The following is a 17,011-nucleotide window of genomic DNA, read 5'->3' as shown; positions in this document are numbered from 1 at the left end:
CTACGGCGTCACGTACGACCGGCGGTCAGCACTCCCGCAGACCGGGGGCCGGGTCCTGGCCCGTGTTCACGTCCACGGCGGGCACATTGCCCCAGGCGCCGTTGTCGAGCTGCGTCCAGTACCAGATGTCGTTCTGCCCCGGGTGCGGGTCGCCGTGGCCCCAGCACTGGAACCAGCTGAAGGTGCCGACCAGCGTGCCGCGGGTCGCCGAGCGGTACGAGCGGTCCGCGTAGCCCTTCGCGCCCGCCTTGTTGCCGCAGTGCAGCCGACCGTCCGAGCGCACCCCGCACTCGGCGGCGGGCTTCGCCGGGGTGGTGGCCACGGCGGGGACGGCGGTGGTGAGTCCGGCCGCCAGAATGGTGGCGGACGCCATCAGGGCGAGCTTGTCGCGTACGTTCATGGTGTGCGTGCTCCTTGGTCGCGTCGTACGAGTCCTGCGCGTCTTACGTGCCTTGCGCGTCCCGCGGCTCGGGGATCGGCTCTCGCGAGAGGTGGGGGTGCCTACGCCGCTGGTCGGGACGGGTTCGAGCCTGGCCGCCGCCCGGGGCCGCTGTCGAGGAGGCGGGCGTCGCCCGTCCGGACGTGAAACGGGAAACGCCCAGGGAAACAGCACCGGGTCCTGGAGCGGTCTGACGCGTCGTCAGACCGTCGGCCCGCAGACGCGTTCGTACGGCAGCCCCGGCAGCAGCCGGGCCCAGCGGCGGGGACCGGTGTCCCCGAGCAGGCGGCAGACCTCGGCGTCGCGCGCCCGCAGGTCCGTCGACCACAGCCGGACCGTCCCGTCATTGCTGCTGCTGGCCAGCGTCCCCGGCCGTCCGGGAGCGAACACCACGCCCCACACGGCACCGGCGTGTCCGCTCAGGGTGGCGACGAGGTGCCCCGAGGCGGGCTGCCACAGCCGTACCGCCCGGTCGCTGCCGCTGCTCGCGAGCACCGCCCCGTCCGGGCTGAAGGCCACCGCGCGCACCGAACCGCTGTGCCCGGTGAGCGAGCGGAGCGGGGTGGTGCGCCGGGTGTCCCAGAGGCGGACCGTCCCGTCGTTGCCGCCACTGGCCAGGGTGCGGCCGTCGGGCGAGAACGCCACGCCGCGCACCGAGCCGGTGTGGCCGCGCAGGACCGTGCGCACCGTGTGCCCGACCGGGTCCCACAGACGGACCGTCAGGTCGTCGCTGCCGGTGGCGAGGGTGCGCCCGTCCGGGCTGAAGGCGACCGCGTTGACGAAGTCCGTATGGCCGCTCAGGACCGCTCGCTGGGCACCGTCGGCCGCGCGCCACAGCCGGACCGTGCGGTCGGCGCTCCCGGACGCCAGCGTGCGCCCGTCCGGGGAGAACGCGACGGCGAACACCGAACCGGCGTGCCCGGTCAGCGTGGCGAGGAGCCGACGCCGGGCCACGTCCCACAGCCGAACCGTGCGGTCGGCGCCCGCGGAGGCCAGCAGCCGGCCGTCGGGCGAGAAGGCGACGGCGAACACCGATCCGTCGTGTCCGGTGAGCGGCGGGAGCGGGCGGCGCCGGGCCACGTCCCACAGCCGTACCGTGTGGTCCGCGGCAGCGGCGGCCAGCAGCCGGCCGTCCGGCGAGAAGGCCGACTGCCACTCCTCGGTGAACGGCCGTGCGACCAGCGCGGGACCGCCCGGGTTCCACAGCACCACCGACTGGTCGAACCCGCCGGTCGCGAGGCGGCCGTCGGGGCCCGCCGCGATGGACAGCACGTAGTCGGTGTGGCCCGAGAGCACCGCCGCCAGGCGGCGTTTGACCGGGTCCCACAGCCGGACCGTGCCGTCGCCGCCGGCGCTGGCGAGGGTGTCCCCGCTGCGGCTGAAGACCACGGCGTTGACGTCGTCGCCGTGTCCGGTGAGGGCCGCACGCGCCGCGCCGTCGGCGGTGTCCCACAGACGTACGGTGCGGTCGGCGCTGCCGGACGCCAGGGTGTGGCCGTCCGGGGCGAAGGCCAGTCCGAGCACCTGGTCGGTGTGGCCGGCGAGCACGGCGCCCGGCCGCCCGTCGACCGCGTCCCACAGCCGTACCGTACGGTCGGCGCCCGCCGAGGCGACGGTCCGGCCGTCGGGGGCGTAGGCGACCGCCATCACCGCGTCGTCGTGGCCGGTGAGCACGGCGCGCGCGGTGCCGTCCGGCACGCTCCACAGCCGTACCGTGCGATCGAGGCCGCCCGAGACGAGGCCGCGCCCGTCGGGTGCGAAGGCGACCGACCGTACGGCTCCCCGGTGGCCGGTCAGGATCGCGGTCATCCGGCGGGAGGGCATGTCCCACAGACGTACGGACCCGTCCGTGCCGGCGGTCGCAAGGCGGTGGCCGTCGGGCGCGAAGGCCACGGCCGTGACGGGGCCGTCGTACCCGGTGAGCGTAGCCGTCTCACGGTGGTGGACGGTGTCCCAGATCCGTACCGCGGCGTCCGATCCGGCCGAGGCGAGCAGACGCCCGTCGGGGCTGAACGCCACGCCGTTGACGGCGCCCTGATGTCCCGTCAGCCGTCCGTCGAAGTACTGGGCCTGGGTGCTGAGCAGGGCCCCGCGCGACTCGGGGGTGGAGGCCGACCGATAGGCGGCGGCCGCGAGCAGCATGGATGCCTCCGGCCGTCCTTCGGCGAGCGCCTCCGACCGTACCGCCATGGCCTGCGACTGGGCGATGCGGCGCTGCCGGTACGCGTCGGAGCGCTGGCGGAAGGCGACGGTGCCCGCCGCGATGGCGACGGCGAGCAGGGCGGCGAGCGCGCCGAGCAGGGCGCGGCGGACCCGGACGTGGCGGCGCGCCGCCCGTCGGCCGCGCTCCTCCTCGGTGAGGCAGGCCGTCACGAACGCGGCTTCCCGCTCCCCCAGCCGGTCCCCGCTCCCGGGCCGCCGGTCCCAGTCGCGGACCGCGTCGAGCCGCGCGCCCCGGTACAGCAGCCCGGGGTCGTGCGCCGCGCGCGCCCACTCGACAGCGGTGTCCGCGAGCTGCTGGCGCTGTACGAGGGCGGCGCGGTCGCTCTCGATCCAGCCGTGCAGCCGGGGCCAGGCGTGCAGCAGCGCTTCGTGGGTGATCTCCACGGTCTGGGCACCCGTCGTGACCAGCCGCGCCCGCACGAACGCGTCGAGGGCGCGGGCGGCGGCCGGCGGATCCGCCGACTGGCCCGGAATCAGGGCGCGTTCGAGCGGTCTGCGGGTCTGGGCGGCGGAGCCCTCGCCGACCTGCACCAGGCGTACGAGCAGGTGGCGCGCCATCCGCTGCTCGGCCGGATCGAGGCGGGTGAACACGGACTCGGCGGTGCGGGCCACCGCGCCGTGGATGCCGCCGGTCGTCTCGTACCCCGCAACCGTCAATGTGCGGCCAGAGCGCTGCTGCCAGGTCGCGAGCAGGGCGTGGCCGAGCAGCGGCAGCGAGCCCGGGGAGGCGGCGGGGCCGGAGCGCAGGTCGCGCAGCAGCAGTTCGGCCAGGCCCGGCTCCAGGGCGAGACCGGCCCGCTCGGTGGGGCCGGCGATGGCGGCGCGCAGCTCGGCGCCGGACATCGGCGCGAGTGCGAACAGGCCGTGCGTGAACGCCTCGGCCAGTTCCGGGTGTTCGAGGCAGTGTCCGAAGAAGTCGGCGCGCACACCCAGGACCACGGCCGCTTCGGCCGGAACCGCGGCTCCCGCCGGGGTCCGCGCCCCGGGCGGGAGCTCGGTGCCCGTCGCCAAGGTGTGCAGGACGGCGACGAAGGCGCGGCGCTCGCGCTCGTCGGCGCAGAGGGTGAAGACCTCCTCGAACTGGTCGACCACGAGCACGAGTCCGGGGTGCCCATGGGCGTCGCGGGCCGCGTCCAGCAGGGCGCGCGGCCGTTCCGCCAGCGCCTCGGGGGTGAGGCCGTCGCCCGCGCGGCCGAGCAGGTCCGCGGTGCAGCGCACCAGTTCCTTGAGCGGGTGCGCGGTCGGTGTGCACACCACCGCGGGCCACGCGGCGGACCCGGTGACCGGGAGCGCGCCGCGCCGCAGTGCGGGCAGCAGCCCGGCCTGGAGCAGTGAGGACTTCCCCGCGCCCGAGGGCGCGACCACGGCCAGCGGACCGTGGCCCACACGCTCGGCAAGCCGCCCCACCAGCTCCGCCGTGGCCCCGTCCCTGCCGAAGAACCACTCGGCGTCCCGCGGCCCGTAGGCGGCGAGTCCTCGGTACGGGCACCGCGCCCCGTCCGGGTCGGCCTCGCCGGAGCGGGCCGGGGGGACGCCGGCGGCGGCGGGCGGTCCGGCGGGTGTCTTCGGTACGAGTCGGGTCAGCCCCCCGCCCGCGTCGAGGACGGCGTCGCAGCGCCGGGCGACGTCGAGCGTCGGGGGCTTCCCGCCGTTCTCGATCTTGCTGAGGTAGCCCTTGCTGTAGTGGACCGAGCGGGCGAGCTCGGTGAGGGACATCCCGCGCAGGCTCCTCAGCCGCCGTAGCTCGGCTGCGAACTCACTGGCCATCTCGTCGTTCGTCGGCACGAGCCGTACCTTTCCGTGACCGACGGGACGTAAGCCTCGAAAGCGCGAGGAGTGCCGGGAGCGGACTTCACAGCCGTACGAAATGCGAAATTAAAAAGGGGAAGAAGTCCGCTGTGAAACCGGGAAATCACGGGACGACCGACCGGCGGCCGGGTCGCTGCATCCGGCCGCCGGAGGGCATCGTCGTTTTCTCGCAGGTTACTCCTTACCGCCAGTAGTGGTCGGGCCAGGTTCCGCACGGCCATTGGATGGCTTTCGCACCGGCGTTACGACTTCCGCCTTCCACCGCCAGGCACTGGCCGCTGTTGTAGTTCACGACGTGGTAGGTGCCGCCACCGGTGGAATCGAACCTCCAGAAGTGGTCGTACCAGGTTCCGCACGGCCACTGGATGACCTGGACACCGTTCTGCCGGCTGCCGCCGGGCACGGCCAGGCACTGGTTGCTGTTGTAGTTGACCAGCCGGTAGTAGCGGACCCCGCCGATGGTCCACGGCTCAAGGTTCCAGTAGTGGTCGTTCCAGGTGCCGCAGGGCCACTGAATGAGGCCCGTGCCCTGGTTGAGGCTGCCGCCGGGGACGGCCAGACACTGCCCCGTCCCGTTGTTCACGAGGTGGACGAACGTCGCCGCCGCCGTGAGGTCGAGCTTGGGGTCCGGCGCCGCCCGGACGGCGTCCTTCGCCTTCGCCACGCCGGTACGCGCATGGTCCGGCGCGGGGGACACGGCACCCGCCGTCGGCGCCGCCAGGAACAGGGCGCCCAGCGTGGCCAGGGCCACGGCGGCCCTTCTCCAGATCCTCATGATTCTCCTCTCGATTGAGGATCACCAGAGCTGACAGTCAGTCAACTCCCAACAACTCGCGCAGCGTATGGGAGAGTTCTTCGGCGTGACACCCACAATCCCCCTTTGGCCAGAAACACCTGAATCCCGCAAGCCAGCGTGACCGAATCCCTTTCCGGCGATTAGTGCATTCCTGAATTGCTTTTCGGTCACTCGGGAAATGACCCGAATCGGCGCCCGGCCGGACCGGCCCTTTTCCCCGACGGGCGTGCTCACGTGGCGGGGCGCCGGTGCGGGCGTTCCACTGGAGGGGCGGAAGCGGCGGACCGCACGGCAAGGTCGGCGCATCGCACGACAAGGGAGAGCACCTGCCATGGCGGACACTCATCATGTGCTGCTGATCTCGTTCACCGATCCGTCGCGGTGCCGGGCGGCGTACGAGGAGGCCGTCTCCCTGCCGGGGCTGCGCCAGGCGGCGGTCCTTGAGCGGTCCGCGGAAGGCCTGCTCGACGTACCCGACAACCATGTGCGCGGCGCCGGGGTGCCCACGGTGGGCGGCGGAGTGGTGGGCGGGCTCGTGGGACTGCTCGGCGGACCGATCGGCGTGCTCCTGGGCAGCGCGGCCGGGGCCGCACTCGCCAACGCCGCCGAGAACCGCCAGCTCATCGAGGACGGCGCGGGCCTGATCATGCTGAGCAGCCGGGTCGAGGACGGCGCGGCCATGCTCGTCCTCGACCTCCACGAGGCGTCGCCGGAGCCCGCCGACGAACTGACCCGGCGCCACGGCGGCGCATTGCAGCGCCTGACGGCGAAGGAATTCGCCGCGCAGGTCGCTGCCGCCGAACGCGCGGCGGAGGAGACCGACGCTTCCTGACACCGTCCCGACACCGCCCCGCTGGAGCTTCGCCGCCCCTTACAACGCCTCGGCCGTCTCGGGCAGTTCCGGCCCCAGGACAGCCGGCGCCCGCCAGGTGTACGCGCCGGGGTCGAAGCGGCTCAGCCGGCGCACCAGCCGCCCGGTGGACCACGGCCAGGCGAAGGTGTTGCGCCCGCTGGGCGCGAGGTAGTAGCTGGTGCAGCCGCCGGTGTTGTACACGGTGCTCGCCAGCGCTTCCTGCACCGCCGCGTTGTACGAGGCCTGTGCGGCGGGCCGGACGTCCAGGGCGGCGTGCCCGGTGCGCCGGAGATGGGCGAGGGCGGCGGTGAGGTAGGTCAGCTGGGCTTCCAGGACGCTGATCGCGGAGGTGGAACCGCCGAGCAGATTGGGCCCCAGGAGCAGGAAGAGGTTGGGGAAGCCGCTGACGCTGCTGCCCAGGTACGCCTGCGGTTCACCGGCCCAGGCCGCTCGCAGCGTACGGCCGTCGGCATCGCACAGGCTCTCGGCCAGGGGCAGTTCACCGACCCGGAAGCCGGTGGCCGTGACGAGGACGTCGGCCTCGGCCACGGTGCCGTCGGCGCCGACGACCGCCTTCTCGCGCACGGCCGCCACGGCGGTGGGGTGGAGGTGGACGTGCGGCTGTGCCAGGGCCTGGTAGTAGGTACTGGAGGTCAGCAGGCGTTTGCAGCCCAGTCGGTAGTCCGGCGTGAGCGCCTGGCGGGTGCGCCGGTCGCGGACCGCGAGGCGCAGGTGTGCCCGGGCTCCCGCCTCGACCAGCCGGGCGAGTTCCGGGTGGCGGAAGGCGCAGCCCAGGCCCTCCTGGAGGCCGTACTGCCCGGCGCGCAGGGCCTTGCGGGCGCCGGGCACGCGGTCCAGGCACCAGTTGAACGCGGCCGGGACCGGCACGTCCGGCTTGGGCAGCACCCAGGGGGCGGTCCGCTGGAAGACCCGTACCTCCGCCGCGCGGGACACGATCTCGGGCACGAGCTGGACCGCGGAGGCGCCGCTGCCGACCACGGCCACGCGGCGGCCGGTGAGGTCGACCTCGTGGTCCCAGCGGGCGGTGTGGAGGACCGGTCCGGCGAAGTCCTCGATGCCGGGCACCTCCAGCGGGCGCGGCACATGCCACGGCCCGGTGGCCAGGACCAGTACCGCCGCGCTGTAGGAGCCGTCGCTGGTCTCCAGGCGCCAGCGCGCGCCCGCCGGGTCCCAGCGAGCCCCCAGTACCCGCACCCCGCAGCGCAGCACCTCGCCCAGCCCGTACCGCTCGGCCGTCGAGCGCAGATAGGCGTGGATCTCCGGCTGCCCGGCGAACAACCTCGTCCAGGCGGTGTCCGGGGCGAACGAGTAGCTGTAGAGCGTGGAGGGCACGTCGCAGGCGCAGCCGGGATAGGTGTTCTCCCGCCAGGTGCCGCCGAGTTGGGGCGCCCTCTCAAGGACGATCACCTCGCGGAACCCCGCCTGCCGCAGCCGGATGGCGGCGCCGATGCCGGAGAAGCCCGCTCCGACGACCACCACGTGCGCGTCCCTGCCGGGACGGGAAGCCTGCGCGGGGATCATCGCGCGAATCCGGCGGGCCCGGCGGTGTACGCGAGGACGCCGGTGCGGGTCACGGTGGTCGGCTGCACACCTCGTGGCATCGATGGGCCTTCCCGTACGGCGATCGGACCGTGCCACCGTCTCGTACCGCCCGAGCGGCCCGGCAGAGCGCGAAGACCTGCGCCCTGCGCGCGCGGCCCGATGGAAAGCGCCCCCGTACGCCCCTCTCCTTCGCCCGGCGGCGGGCCGCTCAGTCCTGGCCGAGTTCCGCGGTGAGGGCGTCGAGGTTCTCCAGTCGACCGGGCGACTCGGTCAGCAGCGGCACGGTCGCGACCAGGATCAGCTCGGTCACCGCGATCTCGTGGGTGAGCGGGGCGATGGGGCCCGCCGCGTCGCGGGGCAGCCGCAGCAGCACCTCGGCGTGTGCGGCCAGCGGGGACTCCCAGGCGTCGGTGACCAGCACGAGCCGCGTCCCGCGCGCCCGGGCCGCGCGCACGAACCGCGCGGTGGTGTCGCTGTAGCGGCGGAAGTCGTACGCGACGATCAGGTCGCCCGGGCCCAGGTCGAGCAGCACCCGGGCCCGCTCGGCCGCCCCGTCCGGCACCCGGCGCACGCCCGGGCGCAGGCTGGCGAGCTGGCGGACCAGATAGTCGGCGGCGAGTTCGCTCAGGGGGCCGCCCATCCCCCACACTCCGCGCGCCTGGGAGAGCAGTGCGGCGATCCGGGCGAGCAGGGGTTCGCCGGCCGCGGCGACGGTGGCGTCGAGCCCGGCCCTGAGCTGCTCAGCCGCCCGGCGAGGGCCGTCGGGCGCGGTGGCCACGAACTCGCGCAGCCGGGAGCGGTCGTGCTCGCGGCCCTCGGCCCGGACCGCGGCCTGGAAGTCGGCGAAGCCGGACCAGCCGAGCCGGGCGAAGAGCCGGGAGGCGGTCGGCGGACTGACCTTCGCCCGGTCCGCGAGGGAGCGCAGCGAGCCCAGGGCGGCGAACGGATAGTCGTCGAGCAGCACCCGCACGATGGCCTGCTCCCCGCGCGGCAGCTCCGGATAGACCGCCCCGAGCCGGGCCGCCACCTCGTCGTCGTTCGCCATGCCACTCCCCGCCGCCATCGCCGGTGATGAAACGATTGTTTCGCATCTATTGAAACTCTCGGGTTACAGTAACATTCGTGACCATAGACGAGCGCTCCTCCGCCACCACCACCTCCGTACGGCCCCGCCCCTGGCGCGGCCTCATCGACGGCTACCGCGCATGGCTGCCCGTCACGGACACCACACCCGTCGTCTCGCTCCACGAGGGCAACACGCCGCTCGTCCCGGCCGCCCATCTGTCGGCGCTCACCGGCTGCGACGTGTGGCTGAAGGTGGAGGGCGCCAACCCCACCGGCTCCTTCAAGGACCGGGGCATGACGGTCGCGGTCAGCAAGGCCGTCGAGGCGGGCGCGCGCACGGTGGTGTGCGCCTCGACCGGCAACACCAGCGCCTCGGCCGCCGCGTACGCGGCCCGTGCGGGCATCGGCGCCGCCGTCCTGGTCCCCCGGGGCCACATCGCCCTCGGCAAGCTCGCCCAGGCGGTCCGCTACGGCGCCGAGATCGTCGAGGTGACCGGCTCCTTCGACGACTGTCTGCGCATCGCCCGCGAGCTGGCCGAGCACCACCCGGTCGCGCTGGTGAACTCGGTCAACGACCACCGCCTGGCGGGCCAGCAGACCGTCGCGTTCGAGGTCGTGGACGCGCTGGGCGACGCGCCGGACATCCACTGCCTGCCGGTCGGCAACGCCGGGAACATCACGGCCGTCTGGCGGGGCTACGACGCGTACGGCACCGCGGGAATCGCCAGCCGCAGGCCCCGGCTGTGGGGCTTCCAGGCGGCGGGCGCGGCGCCGCTGGTGCACGGCGAGGTGGTGGCCGAGCCGGAGACGGTGGCCACCGCGATCCGCATCGGCAACCCCGCCTCGTGGCGCGGCGCGATCGCGGCGCGCGACAGCTCCGGCGGCCTGATCGGCGCCGTCACCGACGAGCAGATCCTCGACGCGTACCGGCTCGTCGCACGCCACGAGGGCGTCTTCGTCGAGCCCGCGTCGGCGGCCGGCATCGCGGGACTGCTCGCCGAGCACCGCGCGGGCCGCCTCGACGCCGGGCAGCGCGTGGTCGTCACGGTCACCGGCAACGGCCTCAAGGACCCCGACGCCTCAATGCGCGGCGGCTACGAGTCCACCACGTCCTCGGCCCGCACGGCGGACGTGGCCCAGGCCCTGCACCTGACGTCCTGACGCCCGGCCGGGCGGATCACCCTCACACAGGGGAATCACTGTTGAGGAGGAGGCCCGTCCTCGGTGAGGATGTCCGGCATGCGACGTCTCGTGGTCATCGACGCCCCGTCCAACCTCGGCCTGCGCCCGCCCACCCCGGGCACGGTCCCCGGCTGCTACAAACTCGCCGGTGCGATGCGGGAGTTCGGCATCGTGCGGCGGCTCGGGGCGCACGAGGGCGGGGTGGTGGTGCCGCCGCGCTACGACCGCGGCGACTGGCAGGAGGGCGACGGCGTCTTCAACGCGGCCGCCATCGCCTCCTACACCCGTAAACTCGCCGACCGCGTCGAACACCACGTCCGGGCCGGCGACTTCCCCGTCGTGCTCGGCGGGGACTGCTCCATCCAGCTCGGCGCCTCGCTGGCACTGCGCCGCACCGGCCGGTACGGGATCGTCGTGATCGACGGCTCCGCGGACTTCCGCCACCCGGGCAACTCCGACCGGATCGGCGCGGCCGGCGGCGAGGAGCTGGCCCTGGCCACCGGGCGCGGCCAGGCCGACCTGACGGATCTGGAAGGGCTGCGCCCGTACGTACGCGACGAGGACGTCCGGATCCTGGGGATGCGGGACGACGACGAGGACCGGGCGGAGTTCGCCGAACTGAAGGTCCCGACGGCGACGGTCGGGGAGATCAGGCAGTGGGGCCCGGCGGAGATCGGCGCATCGGTGCGCGAGTCCCTGGAGACGGCCGCGCTCGACGGGTTCTGGGTGCATCTGGACGCCGATGTCCTCGACCCGAGCGTGATGCCCGCCGTCGACAGCCCCGACCCCGGCGGGCTGCTGCCCGACGAACTCGCCCTGCTCCTGGGCGCCTTGGTGCGGTCGGAGCGGTGTGTGGGCTTCAACCTCACGATCTACGACCCCGATCTCGACCCGGACGGCACGGCGGGCCGCCTCCTCGCGGACCTGGTCGTGGAAGCCCTCGGTCCCCGCTCCTGAGCGGCGGCGCGGACGGCCCGTACACGCGCCGCCCGCCCGCTCACCCCGCTCCGGTCACAAACGCGAGGATCTCCGGCCCCGCCTCCTTCAGGCTCGCGAAGTGGCGGTGCACTCCGTCCACCGCGACGGGCGCGTTCACCCCCCATACCGTCATGCCCGCGCGCAGCCCGGACAGCACCCCGGACGGCGCGTCCTCGACCACCAGGCAGTTCTCCGGCAGCGCGCCGAACCGCTCGGCCGCGAGCAGATAGGGCACCGGCGACGGCTTGCCCTCCGTCACCGCGGCGGCGTCCACCAGGACCTCCGGCACCGGCAGCCCGGTCCGGGCGAACCGTCCGCGCACCCGGTGCTCGTAGTTCGACGTCACCAGCCCCCAGGAGCCCGGCGGCAGGGCGGAGAGCAGCTCCGCCGCCCCCGCGAATGCGGCGTACACACCGGAGCGGACGTCCTCGTCCTCCAGCTCGTGGAGCGCGGCCAGGCACTCGTGCGGATCGCGGTGCGGGGCCACGCTCGCGAAGGTCTCCAGGGGCCGGGTCCGCAGCGCCACCCGGTACACCTCGTCGGGGTCCAGGCCGTAGCGCTCCGCCCATGTCCGCCACACCCGGCGCTGGTTGTCGACGGCGTCGATCAACGTACCGTCGACGTCGAACAGAACGTGCCTGCCCACCGCGGTGGCATCGGCGGTATCCATAAGAGTGCTGGTCACACCGCGATCATCGCACCACCCCGACGAGTGAACGGGCGCCCCGGGCACCATCGCGGCGCGGCCCGTAGACTCGGCGGATGGCCAAGTACTTCGATGTGCACCCCGACAATCCGCAGCGGCGCACCATCAGCAGCGTGACGGACAGCATCCGGTCCGGCGCGCTCGTGGCGTACCCGACGGACTCCTGCTACGCCCTGGGGTGCCAGCTCGGCAACCGCGACGGCATCGACCGGATCCGGTCGATCCGGCAGCTCGACGACCGTCACCACTTCACCCTGGTGTGCGAGACGTTCGCGCAGCTCGGCCAGTTCGTGCAGATCGACAACGATGTGTTCCGCGCCATCAAGTCGGCGACGCCGGGCAGTTACACCTTCATCCTGCCCGCGACCAGGGAGGTGCCGCGCCAGCTGCTGCACCCCAAGAAGAAGACCGTCGGAGTACGCATCCCCGACCACACCGTCGCGCAGGCCCTGCTGGCCGACCTGGGTGAGCCGCTCCTCTCCAGCACCCTGCTCCTGCCCGACGAGGCCGAGCCGATGACGCAGGGGTGGGAGATCAAGGAGCGCCTCGACCACGTGGTGGACGCCGTGATCGACTCGGGCGACTGCGGCACCGAGCCGACCACCGTCATCGACTTCTCCGGCGGCGAGGTCGAGATCGTACGGCGTGGGGCGGGCGACACCTCGCGCTTCGAGTAGCGGGCGCCGGACACACCTCGCCCCGGACACACATCGGCGGGCGGTCAGTCCAGGTCGTAGTGGTACTGGCCCGCCTTGAAGTCCGCGAAGAGCGTGTACTCCACGTCGCTGTGCACGGCGGCGGGCCCGGCGGTCGCGGTGTCCTTCTCGACCGGCTCCAGGTTGACCAGCGCGTACTCGGTGTACCCGTCGAAGTCGCCCGGCCCGTCCGCCACACCGACGTGGATGGGGGTGTCGTCCGGCAGCCCCTGGAGTGCTTCGCGCAGGCGCGCGGCGGTCCACACCCGGGGGTTGTGCTCAAAGGTGTCTGTCATGGGCCCGAGGCTAGCGGCGCCGACGGGCCCCGCCGCGTCACCGCGCCGGGGGCCGGGTCATCCTGCGGGCTCGAAGGACGGCGGGACTCAGCAGCTCGTCAGGAGACCGTCCCCGGGGTGTCCCGCAGGGTGACGTTGGCGTGGCTCTCCTGGAAGCTCTGGTCCGAAACGAGGGTCAGCCGGGCCGTGGACTGGAACTCCGGCAGGGTGGTGGAGCCGCAGGAGACCATCGTGGTCTTGAGCTTGGCCACGGTCAGGGCGAGGCCTTCATTGAGGTCGCCCGCGTAGGGGACGTAGCCGTCCACGCCTTCCTCGAAGACCAGACCCTGGCCTCCCTGGCCGTAGCGCTGCCAGTTGCGGGCCCGGTTCGAGCCCTCGCCCCAGTACTCCTTCACGAAGCCGTCACGGGTGGGCAGCTTCGCGCCGGCCGCCTGGTCGAAGCGGGCGAAGTAACGCCCCATCATGACGAAGTCGGCGCCCATCGCCAGCGCCAGGGCCACGTGGTAGTCGTGCACCAGCCCGCCGTCGGAGCAGATCGGCACGTACTCACCGGTGCGCTCGCGGAAGGCGTCCCGGGCCGCCGCGACGTCGAGCACGGCACTGGCCTGGCCGCGGCCGATGCCCTTCTGGTCCCGGGTGATGCAGATGGAGCCGCCGCCCACCCCGACCTTGACGAAGTCCGCTCCCGCCTCGGCGAGAAAGGTGAACGCCTCGCCGTCGACCACGTTGCCGCCGCCGACCGGGATCTCCGGATAGTGCTTCTTCACCCAGGTCAGAGCCTGCGCCTGCCAGTCGCTGTAGCCGTCGGAGGAGTCGAAGCACAACGCGTCCGCGCCTGCCTCCAGCAGGGCCGGGACGCGCTCCTGGTAGTCGTGGGTGTTGATACCCGCGCCCACCCGCAGGCGCTTGGCGGCGTCCACGACCTGGTTCGGGAAGCGCTTGTTGTCCGCGTAGTCGGAACGGAACACCAGATGCTGCAGGTGCCCCTCGGTGTCCAGCACCGGGAGGCAGTCCAGCCGTTCGTCCCACAGCCGCGCGTTGGCTTCGGAGAGCGTGATGTCGGGCCCGGCATGGGCCAGGTCGGCGACAGCGGTCATCCGGCCACTGACCGGTCCGTCCAGATCATGGCGCTGGGGGTGGAAGTCCCGGGAGGTCACCAGGCCGAGCAGGCGGCCGGTGGCGGTCCCGTCGTGGGTCACCGCGGCGGTGCTGTGACCGGTGCGGCGCATGACGTCGACCAGGAGGCTCAGGGTGTCCTCGGGGCGGACGTTGGTGTCGCTGGTGACGAACCCGGCCTTGAAGTTCTTCACCTGGCGGACCGCCGCGGCCTGGTCCTGGATCGACTGGTTGTGGTGCAGGAAGCTGAATCCACCGTTTCGCGCGAGCGCGATCGCGAGTTCGGGTGTGCTCACGGCCTGCATGATCGCGGACGTGAACGGGGACTGGAGTTCGATCGCCGACGCCTCGCCCGCGATGTGCCGCACCAGCGGCGTGCGCAGATCAACCGTCGCGGCCGAGCAGTCGGTCCGCGTCCGGTTCGGCAAGAGCAGAAACTCGTTGAACGTCCGCGAGACCTCGGCGATGATCTGTGCCACTCGTTCCTCCTGACCCGTCGGCCGGGGCCCGACTGCCCCGCCGTGAGGACCGCCCCCGTATCGCAGGGCCCGGGCAGGCAGAGATCAGCACGGCAGTTGTGGAGGTGCCACCAACTGCGGCAGAGCCCTGACCGGCCCGTGGATCGAACGGGGGTGCGGTCGTGACCTGGCACCTTATCGATCAACTCACCGCAGCACGAATCGTGGTGGCCCGGTGGCCGGGGGCGCGGCGGTCCCCGTACGTGCTCCCGTACGCTGCCGCACGCCCTCGGGTTCGGTGTCTCAAAGGGGACCCTCACGGCGAGAATTGGCCCGCCCGACGCAAGAGGCGGGCAAGACCGGGAGAGGAGCAGTCGATGGCCGTTGTCCTGTCGCTGAGCTGGGCCGGAGTCACCCCCGAGCAGTACGACGCGGTGCGTGAAGCCGTGGGCTGGGAGGAGCAGGCGCCCGACGGTGCCTGTCTGCACGTGGCGTGGTTCGACGCCGGCTCACTTCACGTCACCGATGTCTGGGACTCCCAGGAGGAGTTCGAGCGGTTCTTCGGCGAACGGCTCGCGCCCGCCGTCGAGAAGGCCGGCATCGTCGGTCAGCCGGACACCCAACTGCTGCCGATGCACCGGCGGTTCGTGGCTCCGGGGGTGAGCGGCGCGGCCTGACCGGCGCTACGCTTTCGGGCGAGCGACGTGGTGAAGTCCAGGAAGCGACCCGGGGGGCACCTTGGAGCCGTTGGGGCCTGACGACCCGGCCACCGTGGGGCCGTACCGGCTGGTCGCCCAGCTGGGCAGCGGTGGCATGGGCCGGGTCTACCTCGGGTACTCCCCCAGTGGCCGCAAGGTGGCGATCAAGGTCATCCGGCCGGAGTACGTCCAGGACCCGGCCTTCCGGCAGCGGTTCGCCCGTGAAGTGATCGCCTCCCGTGCCGTGAGCGACTTCTTCACGGCCGGGGTGGTCGACGCCGACCCCGAGGGAGCCCGGCCGTGGCTGGCGACGGCGTACATTCCGGGCCCCTCCCTGCAGCGGGCGGTGCAGAAGAGCGGCCCGTTCCCCGAGCGGTCCGTCAGGGCGCTCGGCGCGGCGCTGGTGGAGGCGCTCACCGCGATCCACGGCGCGTCCCTCATCCACCGGGATCTCAAGCCCGCCAATGTGCTGCTCGCCCAGGACGGGCCGCGCGTCATCGACTTCGGGATCTCCCGGCTCTGCGAGCACAGCGGGCTGACCCTGACCGGCACCACGATCGGCTCACCCGGCTATATGTCGCCCGAGCAGATCCAGGGGTACCGGGTCGAGCCGTCGTCCGACGTGTTCTCGCTGGGTTCGGTGCTGGCCTACGCGGCGACGGGGACCAGCCCGTTCGGGGAGGCGTCGGTACCGGCGCTGCTGTACCGGGTGGTGAACGAGCAGCCCGATCTCCAGGCGGTGCCCACGGGGTTGCGCGACCTGATCGGCTGGTGCCTGGCGAAGAAGGCCGCCGACCGCCCGGAACTGCCCGCGCTGATGCACGCCCTGACCGGCGGGCGGTCACCGGTGGAGTTGCTCGCCCCGGGCTGGCTGCCGGAGCCGTGGCACGGCGAGGATACGGCGCCGGCCCTTCCGGACGCGCCGACCTCGACGACCGCGTCGCCCGTCTCCGTACCCCTGCGCCCCCAGCAGTCGCCGGACCGGCCGGAAGCCACCCGTGGGCGGCCGGTCGGCCGTCGGCGTGTGCTGTACAGCGCCGTCGGCGCCCTGGCGGCCGGTGGCGCGGCGGCCGTCGGCTGGGCACTCACGCGCGGCGGCGAGCCGTCCGGGGCGAGGTCGCCGCGCTGGCGCTTCGCGACCACCGGCACGGTCCTGTCGTACCCCGGAGTGGCGGGTGACCTGGTGTACGCGGCGAGCAACGACGGCACCCTGTACGCGCTGAACACGGCCGACGGACGGCGGCGTTGGGCGTACACGACCGGTTCGGCGATCGGCTCCGCGCCCGCCGTGCTGGGCGGCAGCGTCTATCTGGGCGGCGACGACCGCGTCCTGTACGCCTTCGACGCGCGCTCGGGGGCGGTCCGTTGGCGGTTCACGACCCAGGGCATCGTCCACACCCCGGTGGTGACCGGCGGCGTCGCCTACGTCGGCAGCGCCGACCACCGGCTGTACGCCGTCGACGTGGCCTCCGGCAGGCGCCGCTGGGCCTTCACCGCCGGAAACGACACCCACTCCCCCGCCGTGTCCGGTGAGTCGGTGTACGTGGGCAGCAGCGACACCAACCTGTACTCGGTGAACGCGGCCACCGGCGAGAAGCAGTGGGCGTTCACCACCCGGGGCGCCGTGTCCGGTATCCCGGCCGTGGCGAGCGGCCTGGTCCACTTCGGCAGCACCGACGGGGGTCTGTACGCGGTGGACACGGGCACCGGGAAGCAGGTCTGGCGGTTCGAGGGCGCGTCCGTCGGCTCCAGCCCGGCGATCGCCAGGGGGTTGGTGTACGTGGGAGGCGGCAAGGCGCTGTACGCGCTGGAGGCCGCCACCGGGAAGACCGTCTGGACGTTCATGGCCGCCGGCGATGTGCACACCCCGGCGGTGGCGGGAGCGATGGTGTACGTGGGCAGCGACGACAGCAGGCTGTACGCGCTGAACGCCGCGACGGGCAAGGAGCTCTGGAGCTTTCTCGCCCCCGGTCCGGTGCACTCCCCGGCCGTCGCACAGGACACGGTGTACTTCGGCTGCGACGACAGTGCCCTGTACGCCGTTCGCCTCTGACGCGCGTCCGAACACCCGATCACGGCGAAGGGCGGGAACCGGACAGCGGACGACGGCAGTCCTACTCACCGCAAGTAGCGG

Annotated in this window: 14 protein-coding genes; 6 read left to right on the top strand and 8 right to left on the bottom strand. The window is 73.1% G+C overall.

Annotated elements, in window-relative coordinates; translation table 11 throughout:
- Nucleotides 1-25: 25 nt before the first annotated feature.
- The 3 genes from OG965_RS35630 to OG965_RS35620 form a co-directional block, all read right to left on the bottom strand.
- Nucleotides 26-400, bottom strand: coding sequence for a hypothetical protein (locus OG965_RS35630; RefSeq protein WP_371656193.1), 375 nt, complete (start codon nt 398-400; stop codon nt 26-28).
- A gap of 240 nt (nt 401-640) precedes the next feature.
- A complete protein-coding gene (locus OG965_RS35625; RefSeq protein ID WP_371656192.1) occupies nt 641-4,447 on the bottom strand; it encodes a helix-turn-helix domain-containing protein in 3,807 nt (1,268 codons plus the stop codon).
- 205 nt (nt 4,448-4,652) lie between these two features.
- On the bottom strand, nt 4,653-5,246 hold the full coding sequence (locus OG965_RS35620) for an RICIN domain-containing protein (protein WP_371656191.1): 594 nt from the start codon (nt 5,244-5,246) through the stop codon (nt 4,653-4,655).
- Between the two features lie 352 nt (nt 5,247-5,598).
- Here OG965_RS35620 and OG965_RS35615 point away from each other — a divergent pair, with 352 nt between their 5' ends.
- Entirely contained in the window at nt 5,599-6,099 is a 501-nt protein-coding gene (locus OG965_RS35615) for a histidine kinase (protein WP_371656190.1), read from the top strand.
- A 39-nt stretch (nt 6,100-6,138) separates the two neighbouring features.
- Here the strand turns inward: OG965_RS35615 and OG965_RS35610 are convergent, their stop codons facing one another.
- Complete coding sequence (locus OG965_RS35610; RefSeq protein WP_371656189.1) at nt 6,139-7,662, bottom strand: flavin-containing monooxygenase; 1,524 nt, start codon at nt 7,660-7,662, stop codon at nt 6,139-6,141.
- Between the two features lie 229 nt (nt 7,663-7,891).
- Nucleotides 7,892-8,728 (bottom strand): MurR/RpiR family transcriptional regulator, encoded by an 837-nt coding sequence (locus OG965_RS35605; RefSeq protein WP_371656188.1) that lies wholly within the window; start codon nt 8,726-8,728, stop codon nt 7,892-7,894.
- Between the two features lie 83 nt (nt 8,729-8,811).
- Between OG965_RS35605 and thrC the strand changes: the two genes are divergently transcribed.
- Together thrC and OG965_RS35595 are read left to right on the top strand one after the other, a co-directional pair.
- Nucleotides 8,812-9,909 (top strand): threonine synthase, encoded by a 1,098-nt coding sequence (thrC, locus tag OG965_RS35600; RefSeq protein ID WP_371657151.1) that lies wholly within the window; start codon nt 8,812-8,814, stop codon nt 9,907-9,909.
- Nucleotides 9,910-9,987: 78 nt separating this feature from the next.
- Complete coding sequence (locus tag OG965_RS35595) at nt 9,988-10,887, top strand: arginase family protein (RefSeq protein ID WP_371656187.1); 900 nt, start codon at nt 9,988-9,990, stop codon at nt 10,885-10,887.
- A gap of 40 nt (nt 10,888-10,927) precedes the next feature.
- On the opposite strand, the gene OG965_RS35590 is transcribed toward OG965_RS35595, so the two are convergent.
- On the bottom strand, nt 10,928-11,578 hold the full coding sequence (locus OG965_RS35590; protein ID WP_371657150.1) for an HAD family hydrolase: 651 nt from the start codon (nt 11,576-11,578) through the stop codon (nt 10,928-10,930).
- A 92-nt stretch (nt 11,579-11,670) separates the two neighbouring features.
- On the opposite strand from OG965_RS35590, the gene OG965_RS35585 reads away from it, so the two are divergent.
- Complete coding sequence (locus OG965_RS35585) at nt 11,671-12,291, top strand: L-threonylcarbamoyladenylate synthase (protein WP_371656186.1); 621 nt, start codon at nt 11,671-11,673, stop codon at nt 12,289-12,291.
- Nucleotides 12,292-12,335: 44 nt separating this feature from the next.
- Here OG965_RS35585 and OG965_RS35580 read toward each other — a convergent pair whose 3' ends face one another.
- Nucleotides 12,336-12,605: a DUF6225 family protein gene (locus OG965_RS35580; RefSeq protein WP_371656185.1), complete on the bottom strand. Its 270-nt coding sequence runs from the start codon at nt 12,603-12,605 to the stop codon at nt 12,336-12,338.
- Nucleotides 12,606-12,703: 98 nt separating this feature from the next.
- Nucleotides 12,704-14,200, bottom strand: coding sequence for an IMP dehydrogenase (locus tag OG965_RS35575; protein ID WP_371656184.1), 1,497 nt, complete (start codon nt 14,198-14,200; stop codon nt 12,704-12,706).
- 356 nt (nt 14,201-14,556) lie between these two features.
- Here OG965_RS35575 and OG965_RS35570 point away from each other — a divergent pair, with 356 nt between their 5' ends.
- A complete protein-coding gene (locus OG965_RS35570) occupies nt 14,557-14,856 on the top strand; it encodes a hypothetical protein (protein ID WP_371656183.1) in 300 nt (99 codons plus the stop codon).
- Between the two features lie 70 nt (nt 14,857-14,926).
- On the top strand, nt 14,927-16,930 hold the full coding sequence (locus tag OG965_RS35565; protein ID WP_371656182.1) for a PQQ-binding-like beta-propeller repeat protein: 2,004 nt from the start codon (nt 14,927-14,929) through the stop codon (nt 16,928-16,930).
- Nucleotides 16,931-17,011 lie beyond the last annotated feature (81 nt).

Origin of the sequence: Streptomyces sp. NBC_00224, from assembly GCF_041435195.1 — a bacterium.
GTDB lineage: Bacteria > Actinomycetota > Actinomycetes > Streptomycetales > Streptomycetaceae > Streptomyces.
Note: the sequence above shows the minus strand (reverse complement) of the source record. Positions and strands in the feature narration are given on the sequence as shown.

Coding starts and splice junctions, on each gene's coding strand:
- OG965_RS35615 (WP_371656190.1), top strand. CDS start 5,599: ATGGCGGACACTCATCATGTGCTGCTGATCTCGTTCACCGATCCGTCG.
- OG965_RS35620 (WP_371656191.1), bottom strand. CDS start 5,246: ATGAGGATCTGGAGAAGGGCCGCCGTGGCCCTGGCCACGCTGGGCGCC.
- OG965_RS35590 (WP_371657150.1), bottom strand. CDS start 11,578: ATGGATACCGCCGATGCCACCGCGGTGGGCAGGCACGTTCTGTTCGAC.
- OG965_RS35595 (WP_371656187.1), top strand. CDS start 9,988: ATGCGACGTCTCGTGGTCATCGACGCCCCGTCCAACCTCGGCCTGCGC.
- OG965_RS35585 (WP_371656186.1), top strand. CDS start 11,671: ATGGCCAAGTACTTCGATGTGCACCCCGACAATCCGCAGCGGCGCACC.
- OG965_RS35610 (WP_371656189.1), bottom strand. CDS start 7,662: ATGATCCCCGCGCAGGCTTCCCGTCCCGGCAGGGACGCGCACGTGGTG.
- OG965_RS35630 (WP_371656193.1), bottom strand. CDS start 400: ATGAACGTACGCGACAAGCTCGCCCTGATGGCGTCCGCCACCATTCTG.
- OG965_RS35605 (WP_371656188.1), bottom strand. CDS start 8,728: ATGGCGAACGACGACGAGGTGGCGGCCCGGCTCGGGGCGGTCTATCCG.
- OG965_RS35570 (WP_371656183.1), top strand. CDS start 14,557: ATGGCCGTTGTCCTGTCGCTGAGCTGGGCCGGAGTCACCCCCGAGCAG.
- OG965_RS35580 (WP_371656185.1), bottom strand. CDS start 12,605: ATGACAGACACCTTTGAGCACAACCCCCGGGTGTGGACCGCCGCGCGC.